Here is a 13,544-nt window from a genome sequence, read left to right as displayed (position 1 = left end):
GAGAAACTTCATGGTACCGCAGGCCCGAATGCAGCACACGCGTGAGCCTTCTATTTGTTCGTCATCCCATACCGTTGAAACTCAAGGGATGTCTCGTCGTCGGCTGTTAGCCGGGATGGCGTTATTGCCCTGGCTCAGTGCTTGCAGTAATGGCGCTTGGGTGCGCTCTGCTTGGCCTGGGCACCAGTGGCTGGCGCCTGAATTACAGGATCACCCCCTTGTAGGACAGACGTGGACAATGAAGGCCACCGATGCCGCTTTCAACGGCCGCATTTTGCAAGGGGACCCGGTACAGCATAATCAGCAGGTTGATTTAGCGCAGTGGCTGACAACATTGCCTCAGGGCGCTTGGCTCATGCTGGGTGAGCAACATGATCATCCCGATCACCACCAGATTGAGCGTCAAGTGATTCAATGGTTAGCGGATCAAGGACGTTTGGGTAATGTGGCATTTGAAATGGCGCCGCAATCGTTACAGCCGCAGCTGAATGCTGCGCTGGGGCTTGGCGATGAGATTACGGCGGAGATGCTGAATTGGCCAGAGGCGTGGCCGTGGGCGGATTACGGTCCAGTCGTGCGTACCGCGTTAAATCACGCTACACGAGTCGTGGCAACTGATCTGGACCGTGAGGCTCAGCAGCTGGCGTACCATCAGGGGCCGCCGCGCCCTGCGCTCACTGAAGCTCAAGCCCAAGCCTTAGATGAGCTGATTGATGCGGGCCACTGTGGTTATGTGCCCAAAGCACAATTACCCATGATGCGACAGGTGCAACTTGCCAGGGATCAGGCCATGGCCCAGGCCTTACTGGCGGCAACACAGCCGGAGCGAATCAATGTCATGGTGTGTGGGCGTGTTCATGCACGCAAAGACCTAGGCATTTCACGCTGGTTACCGGGTAAGCAACCGGTGTTCAGCATCGCCTTAACGGCAGTGGAAGCGGGCTTGTTATCCGCGGGTGATTATTGGCAGGCAGGGATTGATGGTGTGCCACGGTTTGATCTCTACGACTTTACGCCCGCACTGGCGCCCCATGACCATTGTGCTGATCTAGCTCGCTCGCTAGGGCGTGAGCCCCAAATAGATTGACCCGAGGGCAGCGCCTCGGGTCAATGATGATCCGCATGTTATCGTGCGTCGACGGCTTAACGCTCTTCCAAATGTAAGTGATCTTTCAACAGCTGGACCAGCGTCTGGCTGGCACCGGGGGCATCGGTGTCCACATGGACGGTAGACTGAAGTTCGTCTTCCTCCAAGGGTTCACGCGCGGCCAGTTGGCGCTCAAGGATGGTCAAGTCAGCCTCCGCGACTTGATCGCCCTGCGTTTGACGTTTGACGATCCGGCGACGTAACGTCGCTTCGGAGGCCGCCATATTGATGATAACGACGGGCACACCTAACCCTTCCCCTACGGCGCGTAATTGATCGCGCTGACTACGCTTTAATCCTGTTGCATCAAAAATGACCGGCACCGCGCATTTGAGGCAGTCAGTGCCCAAAGACGCTAATCGGTCATAGGTTTGTGCGGTGGCCTCTTGCGTATAAATGCCGCTATCTAGTGGCGACTGGCTCGCATCATTCGGGGCAAAGCCATAGAGGCGTTTGCGCTCAACGTCTGAGCGTATCCGAATCGCCCCTAACGCTTCGACTACATAGCGCGTGAGCGTGCTTTTACCGCTACCTGAGACACCATGGGTGACTAATAAGTAGGGCATATGGAAATCGATGTAATGCTCCGCCAGTGCGCTATAAGTTCGATACTGGCGCAATATGCTGGCACGATCTTCTGCATCCAGCAGGTTGCCCTCTTCTTGTAAACGTAATAGAGACACTTTGGCCCGAACCATGGCCCGGTAGCTTTTATAATAGGGCAACAGGGCCAGCCCGTTATAATCCCCTGTCAGCTCCAGGTATAGATTGAGCGCCACGTTCGCTAAGGTGTGTAGCTCCCGGCTTTCCAAGTCCATCAATAAAAAAGCCAGATCGCTGATGGGGTCGATCCAGTAGAGTGATGGGTTAAACTCAATACAATCAAACAACATGACCTGATCGGCCGTTGCGGCGGCATTACTGAGGTGCAAGTCGCCGTGGCAAGCGCAGATCATACCTTGTACACGGCGCTGATTCAGTCGTTCGGCAAGGCTGTCGGCGGTGTCGTGAGCCCAGGTCTCCAACAGCTTTAATTGTTGCTTATCTTGCTCTTCTTCGAGCAAGGGAGCGATTTGAGTGAAATTATTTTGGACTGGGGCTTTGATCGCCTCAAGACTACCCGCGTCACTCTCTGCAGGGGCTTTTTCTGCGTGCTGATGGGCATGAGCCAGTTGTCTGACCAGGGCTTCAATATGAGTCGTCGTGAGTTCGCCTCGTTGTTGCAGCTGGCAGAGCAGGTTTCGGTCGTCGAATTGGCGCATTTTAACGGCATATTCGAAAGGGGCGCTATCATCATCAACGAGAGGGGCTTCTGGAGAGCCTGAAATAGGGACGACTTCCAGATAGGTGTGATTGTTGAAGTGCTGGTTACGCGAGACTTCTACTTCACAAAAGTGGCGGCGTTGCGCCAGAGTGCTGTAATCAAGGAAACCAAGATTGACTGGTTTTTTGATTTTGTAGGCATAGTCACCAGTCAGAATGACCCAGGAAATGTGAGTTTCCCGAACCGTAAAGCCGGTGGTCGTGTGGCTGTAGCAGGTCGGGGCCTGCAATGCGTCGATCAGCGCCTGGCTCACGGGTGTTCTCCTGCGTTAAAGCTTCTACAGTGAAGCGGTTGGGCGATTCAAAGGGCCGGTTTATTGTTTGGCCTCAGCTTTACGTTGACCTCAAAGCTTTTGGATCGGGTTCCATCTTGTCCATTGTCTTTGAGGTCCGTTCGACGGCGCTGTGATTAAGCTAAACTCTCCAGTGCCTTAGCGGCTGCTGCCAGTGTTGCTTCGATATCGTCATCTGAGTGTGCAGATGAGATAAAACCGGCTTCAAAAGCCGATGGCGCCAGATAGACCCCCTCGGCCAGCATGGCATTGAAGAACTGGCCGAATTGATCGGTATTACAGGCAGTGGCTTCAGCAAAGTTTCGGATTTCTTCCTGTGCAGTGAAGAAAATGCCGAACATGCCGCCGACCTGATGCACCTGTAAGGGGACGCCGAGGCGGTCTGCATGTTGCTTGATACCTTGGGTCACCCGAGCTGCTTTTTCGCTCAAAGCGTCATGAAAGCCGGGCTGGGCAATTTTCTTCAAAAGCGTATAGCCTGCTGCCATCGCTAGGGGGTTACCCGCTAAGGTACCTGCCTGATAAACCGGGCCCAAGGGCGAAATATGGGACATGATTTCACGCTTACCGCCAAAGGCACCGACTGGCATGCCGCCGCCGACAATCTTACCCAGCGTGGTTAAGTCCGGTGTAATACCATAGTGAGCCTGAGCCCCCCCCAAGGCGACTCGAAATCCGGTCATGACCTCATCAAAGATCAAAACGCTATCATGCGCATCACAGACTTCGCGTAACGTTTCGAGAAAACCGGGCTGAGGCGGAATACAGTTCATATTGCCCGCGACAGGTTCAACAATAATACCTGCAATCTGATCGCCCATTTCGTTGAATAATTGGCGCACAGCCTCACTATCATTGTAGGTCAGTGTCAGGGTGTGACGGGCAAAGTCTTCAGGTACGCCTGGCGATGTTGGGACACCTAATGTCAGTGCACCTGACCCAGCTTTGACCAAGAGAGAGTCGCTGTGACCGTGATAGTTACCCTCAAACTTCACAATCTTATCTCGGCCGGTATAGCCTCGTGCTAGACGGATCGCACTCATGGTCGCTTCGGTGCCTGAATTGACCATGCGCACCATGTCCATGGATGGAATCAGGTCGCAAACCAGGTTGGCCATTTCTGTTTCTATGGCCGTGGGAGCCCCATAAGACAACCCCAGGTCGAGACGCTGTCGCACGGCATCCAGCACTTCTGGATCCGCGTGACCGGTAATCATTGGGCCCCAGGAACCGACATAGTCGATATAGCGCTGACCATCTTCATCGAACAGATAAGCCCCTTGTGCACGCGCAATGAATAAGGGGGTCCCACCCACACTTTTGAATGCACGTACCGGCGAGTTAACACCGCCAGGGATATGTTGCTGGGCTTGGTGGAACAATTCCGATGAACGGGTCATGGTCATCTCTCTCTGTCTGAGGCGAAATTAATCTGAAGCCAAACTAATTTGAAACCAAACTAATCTGAAACGAATTGGCCTGAAGACCAAACGGCTTATCATTAAGTGCCTTGGGTCTCTTGAGTGTTGAGTCTCCAGTGCTTCAGGCCTTCATGATGCTTATTCATCGCTAATGATCATGCGTTCTGCGATGAGGAATGTCGGCACCATAACATTGAATTTGGGCTGTGGCGCTCTTTTAAGCGGTTGTTTTCAGTCTATATTGATGTCGCTTGTGACTAACTGCGTTCTCCATGCCTGAGGGGCAGGTGTTGCCCTTTTCCAAGCATGAGGCCCTGCTCTAACGCTAGCCAAGTATAGTCTTGCGCGGTGGTGCAGGCGGTATGCAGGTCATCTCCTGCTGCGAGCCTTGCTGTCAGTGCGGCTGAGAGCGTGCAACCTGAGCCGTGATATTCATGAGGGAGTCTGGGCCACCGGTAAACGATAGGGGGTTCGTGAGCCTGATATAGGATGTTTTTGACTCCTGGAGTATCGCTATGCGTGCCTGTGGCTAATACCGCCTGACACCCGCGACTCAAGAGGTGCTGACTCTGTGCGGCTTCGTGAGGCTGGCCTGGCGACAGTTTTGCTAACTCCGGAATATTCGGGGTGATGACGGTACTTTTAGGAACGAGCTGCTGACGAATGGCCTCAAGTAATGCTTCAGAGCCCATATTTTTCCCACCGCCTGCGGCTAGAATGGGGTCCAGAACAACGGGAGTCTGGGCTGGAAGCTGTGCCAGTAAGTCAATAATGACCGGGACCAGTGCTTCATCGCCAATCAAGCCAATTTTGACCGCATCAGGTGCCATATCTTCAATCAGGCTCGTCCCTTGAGCCAGCAAAGCGTCTGCCGACTGCGGCCATAAACGTGTAACATTATGTGTGTCTTGTTGCGTCAGGCAAGTGATTAAGGTGGCAGGCCAGGCCCCTTGATGTCGAATAGCCTCAATGTCGGCCTGTATACCTGCGCCGCCGGTGGGGTCATGTCCTGCGAGCACCATGACCACCGGCATCGAACGCTTTTGCTGACTACGTCTTCTTATCCGCTCCATGGGCGTACCACAACCAGAATAACAATAGCGACTAGGCCTAATACGGGTAACTCATTGAAAATACGATACCAGCGGTGAGGTTTCGGTGTTTCTGTATCCAAGGCCAGACGGCGCATTTCACGACCACAGGCAATGTGGTACACCACCAGCGCTGCGACAAGAGTCAGTTTGGCGTGCATCCAGCCCTGGCTAAAGTAATAACTGGGGTTTAAGGCCAAAAGTGCCGCTCCTAGCAAGACGACGGCCATGACAGATGGTGTCATGATGCCGCGATAGAGTTTTCGCTCCATAATCCGAAAACGCTCAATGCCGCGTTGATCACCTTCGTCGTGGGCCATGGCGTGATAGACGAATAAGCGAGGCAGGTAAAAGAGCGCCGCAAACCAAGTGACGACGGCCATAATGTGAAATGCTTTGAGCCAGAGATATGCCATCAGATCCTTCCTTAGTGAGAAGAGGCGCATCCTGCTCGCCAGTGCGAGCGTTCAGGTGTGATGTGGACCTCTTCACCGATAATGAGTTTCACCGATAGTGAATTTCATCGATAGTGAGTTTCGATTTGTTCTCGTGTGATAATACCGGAAATCCGATGTAAGGTGGGGGCATGCATGTGACGAACATAAAGTGCCTCAACACCATATTGTCGCATCTCTTCATCCGCTTCTTGTAGTGTCGCCTCCAAGTGAATGGGGCTGGCCAGTAGCCGCGCAGCAGGAATTTCCAGCAGGTCGAGTTTTTCTTCCGGGTCATGGTGTTCATCCAGCCAGCGTGCGAGTGCGGCAGCAGGCAGAATGATGCGCTCACTTTTTTGCCCCTCTTGTTGTTCCAGTGCGATCCATTGGGGGCGCTGTTGGAGCAATTTTTCGCCTTTTTCTGTGTTGATTACGCGAGGTGCGCGCAAGACATTACGGTCCATAATGGCGGCGACTGATACACGGGATAAGGCCTGTGCCAATGGCTGCTGCCGTGGATAAATGCCTTGTCCGTTGAGCATGGCAATAAAGTAAGAAGGTCGTCGGAAGAGTGCAGAATGCATCATTTCGGCAACGATCACGACCAACATGCTAGGCAATACAATTTGTGTGTTGTGAGTCATCTCTAGCAACGCCATCAGGGCTGCAAGGGGGGCTTGAAGTACGGCACCCATCATCGCGGCCATACCGAGCATGGCATATAAGCTGGAGTCTGCCGCTTTGACGGAGAGTAGCCCATCCCCCAATACGCCAAAGGCGCCACCAAAAGCCGCTCCGACGACCAGGATGGGGCCAATAATGCCAATCGGTAGGCCTAATCCGGCGGTGACAGCGGTTAAAATCAGTTTACTCAGGCTGAGAGCAAGCATCATGCCGAAAAGCATTTGCCCATTTAAAATTTGATCTAGGCTGTCATAGCCAATGCCCATGACTTCAGGCAAAAAGCAGCCTGCGACACCGGTTAAAATGCCGGCTAATAACCCCCTGAGCCACAATGAGGGTAGGGGCAACGATTGAACCCTGCGAGCGATCATCACGAAGCTAGCGGAAAGGGTGCCGATGACAACCCCCATTAACATAATCCAGCCGAGTTCCAACAATGAATGTAAGCCCAATGGGGGGACATCAAAGGCGGGTGAACTGCCATAAAACACCTGATTCAGGGCAGCGGCACTAAAGGCCGCTAAAATGACGGGCGTAAACCCTGCGATGGTGTACTCCAGCAGTACGACTTCCATCGCAAAAATGACCCCGGCAAGTGGCGTATTGAAAGAAGCCGCAATCGCGGCAGCGGTGCCACTGCCGACCAGCAGGCGAATGCTGTTGTTCGGCAAGCGTAGGCGGCGGCCCAGCCAGCTGCTGGCGCCTGCGCCTATGTGAACAGCCGGCCCTTCCCGTCCTGCAGATAATCCGCCAATAATCGCCGTGACGCCGGTGACTAATTGCACCAGACTATTGCGCATAGGCAGGTGACCTTGGTGGAGTGCCAAGCGTTCAATGACATAACCAATACCCGCTTTCCGGGTGGTCGGTTTCAACCAAGTCAGTAACAAACCAATGGCCAAACCCGTGCCGATAGGCAGTAATAAACGTACACTCCAAGGCAGTGCTTCAAAATTTTCTGCTAGGCCATTGGGCATTAATAATAATGCCGGGCCTTCAATAAGCCATCGGAGCACCAACATGGTAGACCCGGTCACCAAACCTGCCATGAGGCCTAATATGGCCAGTTGTGGCAATGCATCGACACGTGCGAGCTGATGTCGAAAGTGCTCTAGGCTTAACCATTTGCGTAATATCTTGAAATAGGTCACGGCGGATCCCTGTCCGGAGGGGCAAGCAAAAACAGTTCGTGTATCATACAAGGTTCATATCGCTAGCAAAGCGAGCGTGGTTAAAGTTTGGTTAACCCGTGTGGTTAAAACGAAAGTGGCTAACGCGCAATCTGGATGGATTTTAGGAGGGTATCAATGATCAATGTGGGGATCGTCGGCGGAACCGGTTATACCGGGGTTGAGCTGCTCAGGCAGTTGGCATCACACCCTGAAGCCCAGGTGCGCGTGATTACCTCTCGTTCTGATGCAGGCACCTCTGTGGCTGATATGTATCCCAACCTGCGTGGCCATTTTGATGATCTGCGCTTTTCTGAACCTGACGTGAAAGCATTAGGGGCTTGTGATGTGGTGTTCTTTGCGACGCCTCATGGCGTGGCCCATGCATTAGCGGCAGAGTTGTTGGCGGAAGGTACGCGGGTCATTGACCTCTCCGCAGACTTTCGACTGCAGGATGCAGAGGAGTGGAGCCATTGGTATGGCCAGCCCCACGGTGCGGTTGATCTATTGCCTGAAGCTGTCTATGGCTTGCCTGAAGTCAATCGAGAGCAGATTAAAACCGCTCGATTGATCGCGGTGCCTGGCTGCTACCCCACCGCTGTGCAGCTTGGTTTTTTGCCGTTGCTTGAGGCGGGTGTGATTGAAACAGATGGCTTGATTGCTGATTGTAAGTCTGGGGTCAGTGGTGCTGGTCGAGGGGCTAAGGTGGGCTCGTTGTTATGTGAAGCGAGTGAAAACATGAAAGCCTATGGTATGCCTGCTCATCGACACCTTCCTGAAATTCGTCAAGGCATGCGGCGAGCGGCACAACATGATGTCGAGTTGACGTTTGTCCCTCATCTGACGCCTATGACACGGGGCATCCATGCGACGCTACATGCGAGACTTAACGGTAACAGCTTGAAACTGAAGGATGTGGACATTCAAGGTATCTTTGATACACGATTCGCATCCGAGCCCTGTGTCGATGTGCTTCCTCAGGGGCATTGTCCAGAGACGCGCAGTGTGCGGGGTACCAATATGTGTCGAATTGCGGTTTTTCGTCCCGAGGGTGGTCGCCAATTGGTCGTGATGTCAGTGATCGATAACCTCGTCAAAGGGGCTAGTGGTCAGGCGATTCAGAATATGAATCTGATGTTTGGGCTGAATGAGACCTCCGGGCTGCAACAGATCGCGTTGTTGCCTTGAATCCGATGCGAGCCGCGGATGACAAGTATGACGAAAGGAAATAAACACGAAAGGCTACAAATTGTAGCTTATAACCCCTGGCAACGATTTTGGCGTCGTCTGTTGGTGCTCATTCTCATCGTGTTGTTAGCCGGTGCAGGTTATGGCTATGGCCGCTGGGAAGACTGGAATCGCTTGCGTACCGCGGAATCTTCGGTTGATGGGCTAAGGGAGCAGGCCCAGAGTCAGGCTGGGGAGATTACGGAATTGCGTCGGCAATTGGCTGTCGCTAAAAGCAGCAGCGATGTTGATCGCCAAGCCTATCGGGAAATGCAGCAAACCGTTGAGAATTTGAATGCCCGAATTGCTCAACTGGAAAATGAAGTTGCATTTTATACCCGCGTGATGGCGCCGGGCGATGTGGATCAGGGGCTCCGTGTTGATACATGGCAGCTTCAACCTGGTAATCAGGAGCGAGTCTATGACTACAAGCTCGTGATCACGCAAGTGACGAATAATAATACCTATATCCAAGGGCGAGCCTTGGTCAACCTTATTGGTCGAAAAGGGCAAACCCAAGTGGCCATACCACTCAAGGACGTATCGCCTCAAGTTGATGACCTGAGTATTCGGTTCAGGTTTAGATTCTTCCAGAATGTCGTTGGGCAAGTGCGCCTGCCGGAAAACTTCAAACCTGAAAAGGTTGAAGTCATTCTGCAATCTATCGGAGACAAGGCTATGCGCGTTGAAAAAGAATTCGACTGGCCCGGGGAGGGCGCATAAATGTTTGGCAAGAATCCTCCATCCAGCAATCATTTTGATACGCTGATCTCAGGGAAGGCCGAGATTGTCGGCGACATCCACTTTTCTGGCGGTTTACATATTGATGGTAAAGTTTTTGGCAATATTATTGCTGAAGATGATTCCAAGGCGGTCTTGCGTATTAGTGATCACGGCTCCGTTGAGGGCGAGATTTCTGTGCCCCATGTCGTGATTAATGGCGCAGTGGTCGGTGATATTCACGCTTGTGAGCATCTTGAGCTGGCGGGCAAGGCGGTCGTCAAAGGGAATATTCACTACAACACCATTGAAATGGTGATGGGGGCTCAAGTTGATGGTCAATTGAACCACCGTTATCGCACTGAGGGAAAAAATAGTGAACGACCGCCCATGCCTAAGCATGTGACGCGTGAGAAGCCTGTTTCTGCATTAGATAAAAGCCAGGATAAAGGGGCCGCTGTGAAGCCGGCGGATAAAAAGGGGGCCACGGCTACTCCAGAGGCTTTAGCGAAAAAGCCAATGCCTGATCAGACGACCGCTGGCGCACCTGAGTTATCAAAAGCACAAGACAAAGCCTCTACTTCCCTAGGGTCTGGGCGTTCATCCTCGTAGGTGTTGTGCGTATGATGATGTGATGAACGATCTCGCTATGCTCAGTTGAGAGGTACAGGTAAGCCATAATAGGTACAAGCAAGCCATAAAATGCCGCCGTTGGGCGGCATTTTTTGTATTGCCATTGCGGTATTTTAGCGCTGTGCTCTCACTCGTAACCGGTTAGGTAATCACCAATAAGTTGACTAAAATGGTCGGGTACCACACAATCTTCTCGAATTAACTCAGGAGACATCGCATGGCATCTGTTGAATCCTTCACCCCTGGCACTTTTACGCCTCAAGCGTTGATGGTGACGCCTGCTGCTGCGCAGAAGGTGGCCGCGCTGGTTGAAGAGGAGCAGAATCCAGATTTGTGCTTACGCGTTTTTGTCACCGGTGGTGGTTGCTCAGGGTTTCAGTACGGTTTTGAGTTTGCTGATGCATTAGCGGAAGACGATGCTGTCTTGGAGGTGGATGGGGCACGCATTGCGATTGATGCACTGAGTTATCCTTATCTTGTGGGGTCTACTCTCGATTATCTCGAAGGCTTAGAAGGCGCCCGCTTTGTGGTACAAAATCCGAATGCCACATCAACATGTGGCTGTGGCTCCTCCTTTAGCATTTGATGCCCCGTTAGCCCGCGTGGCGAGTGTTTATGGTCACTGCTTGACCTCGATCGCCACGAGTAATGACTTTCCACGACGGTTAAGCGGGATACCAGCCGCCCAAAATTCGCGGGCCCTTCGCGCCCGTGACCTCAGGACAATTGCCGGGTGCTCGGTTGAGATGTCGCCAGGCGAGCCAAGCAAAAGCCGTTGCTTCAACCAGTTGTGTCGGTAGGCCGGTATCGCTACTGCGGTTAACTTGACGAGGTGCCAGTTGCGCTTCTAACGTCTGCCTCAACGCTATATTCTCGGCACCGCCACCACATAAAATGACTTGGCTGCTATTGCTTGGATCCAGTTGATCCAGCGTTAGAGTAATGCTGGTTGCTGTGAGCGCTAGGAGTGTTGCTTGTACGTCTTGAGGCTTATATCCAGAATTTAAACCTTTCTGTTCGAGCCACTCTAGGTTGAAATACTCCCTTCCTGTGGACTTGGGTGCCTCTCTCGCGAAATACTCATCCGCCAAGCATCTTGTCAAGAGTTCAGGGATGACTTGACCTTGTTGAGCCCAGGCGCCATCCCAATCGATAGGCTGACCTAAATGGCGCTGTGTCCAGGCATCCATTAGCATGTTAGCGGGCCCTGTATCAAAACCAAGCACAGGGGTTCTCCCGCCGGCCGGAAGCCAGCTGACATTGGCGATGCCGCCAAGGTTAATGACGGCAACGGGGTGCTCCTCTCGGGTAAAATGTTGGGCATGAAACGCCGGGACGAGAGGGGCGCCTTGGCCTCCTGCGGCAATATCTCGGCGCCGAAAATCGGCAATAACATCGACCCCCGTTAACTCCGCAAGGCGAGAAGGGTCCAGCAGTTGCCAAGTAAAGGGGATGGCTAAGTCAGGCTGGTGCTCAATGGTTTGGCCATGACAACCTAGTGCTACAGGTTGGTATTGTGCCGGTAAGCGCTCGAGCAATTGTTGTGTGAGTGCCGCATAGGCCGATGTCAGTTGCTGCTCGGTTTGACCGATTTGTATAAGATCACTGTGATGACCGCTGGCAAGCTGCATTAATGCTTGGCGCAGCTCCGGTGCAAACGGTTGGCTTAAGCTCGCTACGGTGTGGCCGGTGTCGTCAGGCTCAAAAACGGTGGCGACAATGTCTATACCATCAAGGCTCGTACCGGACATGAGCCCTAAGTAACACGGTGTTTTTGTGGATGGGATGGTTCTAGTCATAGCTCATGGCCTTCTAGTAACACACAGATGATGAAGTGACATACGATAGGGTTCATGACAAGGCAATGCTATACTCGCCGCCATTTATATGAATGGGCAAGTGTTCCGAGCAGTGCTTCGCTGTATTGGGTTTGTCAGCACTCTGGGTTGCTGATCCGGCTCTTAATACTTAGCGCTCAACCATTACTTAACTATCAGTATCTAAAGGAAGGCAATTTATGACGTCGGTTGATGAGTCTCTGGCCTTAATTAAGCGAGGGGCAGATGAAATCCTGGTTGAAGACGAGCTGATTGAAAAGCTAAAGAGTGGTCAACCGCTCCGTATTAAGGCTGGATTCGACCCGACGGCGCCTGATCTCCATTTGGGTCATACTGTACTGGTCAACAAATTACGCCAGTTTCAGGATCTAGGTCACCACGTGATTTTTTTGATTGGTGATTTTACGGGTATGATTGGCGACCCTACCGGCAAAAATGTGACGCGTAAGCCGTTAACTCGCGATGAAGTTTTAGAAAATGCGAAAACGTATAAAGCGCAGATCTTCAAAATTCTGGATCCCGAAAAAACTGAAGTGGCTTTTAACTCCACTTGGATGAATGAGTTAGGGGCTGCGGGCATGATTGAGCTGGCCTCTCAGTTAACAGTCGCGCGAATGCTTGAGCGTGACGATTTTGAGAAACGCTATAAAGGTAATCAGCCTATTGCGATACATGAGTTTCTTTACCCTCTAGTGCAAGGCTATGACTCGGTCGCATTGAAGGCCGATGTCGAGCTGGGGGGGACGGATCAGAAATTTAACTTGCTCATGGGCCGTGAGTTGCAAAAGCACTATGGGCAATCGCCTCAGGTCGTGTTGACCATGCCGCTGTTGGAAGGTCTTGATGGTGTGCAGAAGATGTCCAAGTCACTTGGCAACTATGTGGGCATTGAGGAAGCGCCGGGGATAATGTTCAGTAAAATTGTCTCCATGCCCGATAGTCTGATGTGGCGCTATTTCGAGCTGCTGTCTTTCCGGCCGATGAGCGAAGTAGAGGCGCTTAAGGCTTCAGTTGACCAGGGTGCTAACCCGCGTGATATCAAGATTGAATTGGCGCGTGAAATTATTGCACGCTTCCATGGCGAAGAAGCGGCAGCCAATGCGCACAAGTCAGCAGGTAATCGTTTAGCCGATGGTGAACTGCCTGAAGATTTGCCTGAAGTTGAGATCGATTTTGACGGCGCGGCCGAAGCGCCTATCGTCGCTGTGCTGAATCGAAGTGACTTAGCGAACAATAGTGCTCAAGCCAAAGATATGTTGAAACGGGAAGCGGTGAAAGTGGATGGGAAGGTTGTGCCTGCAGGCGCAATGTTGCCGCCAGGTACCTATGTGATTCAAGCGGGCAAGAAACGCTTTGCCCGTGTCACTGTGAAATAAGCTTTAGTCAGCGTGTTTACGCACAAACACCATCGGCAGTAGAAGAAAGATAGGCCCCGTATAAGCGGGGCCTATCTATATTCAGCGCTAGGCACAAAGTGCTGTTGTGTTGAGGTGTGAAGGGCCTGGTAATCGCATCGGCTGCTGATGACAAGCCGATGAAGTGGCTAACGCTAAAATAAACCGAC

The 13,544-nt window shown here is 52.4% G+C and carries 12 protein-coding genes; 6 read left to right on the top strand and 6 right to left on the bottom strand.

Translation table 11 applies throughout. The annotated features are described in order from the left end of the window. The first annotated feature begins 10 nt into the window (after positions 1 to 10). The gene (locus BFW38_RS15245; protein ID WP_068999663.1) at positions 11 to 1,087 is read left to right on the top strand and encodes a ChaN family lipoprotein; all 1,077 of its coding nucleotides are present in this window, start codon (positions 11 to 13) and stop codon (positions 1,085 to 1,087) included. A 56-nt stretch (positions 1,088 to 1,143) separates the two neighbouring features. Here the strand turns inward: BFW38_RS15245 and BFW38_RS15240 are convergent, their stop codons facing one another. The 5 genes from BFW38_RS15240 to BFW38_RS15220 all read right to left on the bottom strand — a co-directional run bounded on the left by BFW38_RS15240 (position 1,144) and on the right by BFW38_RS15220 (position 7,544). Further along, positions 1,144 to 2,724, bottom strand: a complete 1,581-nt coding sequence (locus BFW38_RS15240) for a bifunctional aminoglycoside phosphotransferase/ATP-binding protein (protein ID WP_068999662.1) — start codon at positions 2,722 to 2,724, stop codon at positions 1,144 to 1,146. 155 nt (positions 2,725 to 2,879) lie between these two features. Beyond that, positions 2,880 to 4,163: a glutamate-1-semialdehyde 2,1-aminomutase gene (gene hemL, locus BFW38_RS15235; protein WP_068999661.1), complete on the bottom strand. Its 1,284-nt coding sequence runs from the start codon at positions 4,161 to 4,163 to the stop codon at positions 2,880 to 2,882. A 278-nt stretch (positions 4,164 to 4,441) separates the two neighbouring features. Then, the gene (gene thiD, locus BFW38_RS15230; protein WP_068999660.1) at positions 4,442 to 5,257 is read right to left on the bottom strand and encodes a bifunctional hydroxymethylpyrimidine kinase/phosphomethylpyrimidine kinase; all 816 of its coding nucleotides are present in this window, start codon (positions 5,255 to 5,257) and stop codon (positions 4,442 to 4,444) included. Next, a complete protein-coding gene (hemJ, locus tag BFW38_RS15225) occupies positions 5,245 to 5,691 on the bottom strand; it encodes a protoporphyrinogen oxidase HemJ (RefSeq protein WP_068999659.1) in 447 nt (148 codons plus the stop codon). The genes thiD and hemJ overlap by 13 nt, the downstream gene beginning before the upstream one ends. A 104-nt stretch (positions 5,692 to 5,795) precedes the next feature. Next, positions 5,796 to 7,544 carry a chloride channel protein gene (locus BFW38_RS15220; protein ID WP_068999658.1) on the bottom strand — a complete coding sequence of 583 codons (1,749 nt, stop codon included), beginning with the start codon at positions 7,542 to 7,544 and terminating at the stop codon, positions 5,796 to 5,798. 156 nt (positions 7,545 to 7,700) lie between these two features. On the opposite strand from BFW38_RS15220, the gene argC reads away from it, so the two are divergent. From argC to erpA, 4 genes are all read left to right on the top strand, one after another. Next, complete coding sequence (gene argC / locus BFW38_RS15215) at positions 7,701 to 8,750, top strand: N-acetyl-gamma-glutamyl-phosphate reductase (RefSeq protein ID WP_068999657.1); 1,050 nt, start codon at positions 7,701 to 7,703, stop codon at positions 8,748 to 8,750. Between the two features lie 27 nt (positions 8,751 to 8,777). Beyond that, entirely contained in the window at positions 8,778 to 9,512 is a 735-nt protein-coding gene (locus BFW38_RS15210; protein WP_084004696.1) for a DUF6776 family protein, read from the top strand. Beyond that, entirely contained in the window at positions 9,513 to 10,121 is a 609-nt protein-coding gene (locus BFW38_RS15205; RefSeq protein WP_068999656.1) for a bactofilin family protein, read from the top strand. Positions 10,122 to 10,359: 238 nt separating this feature from the next. After that, positions 10,360 to 10,728, top strand: coding sequence for an iron-sulfur cluster insertion protein ErpA (gene erpA, locus BFW38_RS15200; protein ID WP_084004695.1), 369 nt, complete (start codon positions 10,360 to 10,362; stop codon positions 10,726 to 10,728). Positions 10,729 to 10,807: 79 nt separating this feature from the next. On the opposite strand, the gene BFW38_RS15195 is transcribed toward erpA, so the two are convergent. After that, positions 10,808 to 11,941 (bottom strand): anhydro-N-acetylmuramic acid kinase, encoded by a 1,134-nt coding sequence (locus BFW38_RS15195; RefSeq protein WP_084004694.1) that lies wholly within the window; start codon positions 11,939 to 11,941, stop codon positions 10,808 to 10,810. Positions 11,942 to 12,159: 218 nt separating this feature from the next. Here BFW38_RS15195 and tyrS point away from each other — a divergent pair, with 218 nt between their 5' ends. Continuing rightward, the gene (tyrS, locus tag BFW38_RS15190) at positions 12,160 to 13,356 is read left to right on the top strand and encodes a tyrosine--tRNA ligase (protein WP_068999654.1); all 1,197 of its coding nucleotides are present in this window, start codon (positions 12,160 to 12,162) and stop codon (positions 13,354 to 13,356) included. Positions 13,357 to 13,544 lie beyond the last annotated feature (188 nt).

The sequence above is a fragment of the Terasakiispira papahanaumokuakeensis genome (genome assembly GCF_001709345.1).
Classification (GTDB): domain Bacteria; phylum Pseudomonadota; class Gammaproteobacteria; order Pseudomonadales; family Halomonadaceae; genus Terasakiispira; species Terasakiispira papahanaumokuakeensis.
Note: the sequence above shows the minus strand (reverse complement) of the source record. Positions and strands in the feature narration are given on the sequence as shown.

Coding starts and splice junctions, on each gene's coding strand:
- erpA (WP_084004695.1), top strand. CDS start 10,360: ATGGCATCTGTTGAATCCTTCACCCCTGGCACTTTTACGCCTCAAGCG.
- tyrS (WP_068999654.1), top strand. CDS start 12,160: ATGACGTCGGTTGATGAGTCTCTGGCCTTAATTAAGCGAGGGGCAGAT.
- thiD (WP_068999660.1), bottom strand. CDS start 5,257: ATGGAGCGGATAAGAAGACGTAGTCAGCAAAAGCGTTCGATGCCGGTG.
- BFW38_RS15245 (WP_068999663.1), top strand. CDS start 11: ATGGTACCGCAGGCCCGAATGCAGCACACGCGTGAGCCTTCTATTTGT.
- BFW38_RS15210 (WP_084004696.1), top strand. CDS start 8,778: ATGACGAAAGGAAATAAACACGAAAGGCTACAAATTGTAGCTTATAAC.
- hemJ (WP_068999659.1), bottom strand. CDS start 5,691: ATGGCATATCTCTGGCTCAAAGCATTTCACATTATGGCCGTCGTCACT.
- BFW38_RS15205 (WP_068999656.1), top strand. CDS start 9,513: ATGTTTGGCAAGAATCCTCCATCCAGCAATCATTTTGATACGCTGATC.
- hemL (WP_068999661.1), bottom strand. CDS start 4,163: ATGACCCGTTCATCGGAATTGTTCCACCAAGCCCAGCAACATATCCCT.
- BFW38_RS15195 (WP_084004694.1), bottom strand. CDS start 11,941: ATGACTAGAACCATCCCATCCACAAAAACACCGTGTTACTTAGGGCTC.
- argC (WP_068999657.1), top strand. CDS start 7,701: ATGATCAATGTGGGGATCGTCGGCGGAACCGGTTATACCGGGGTTGAG.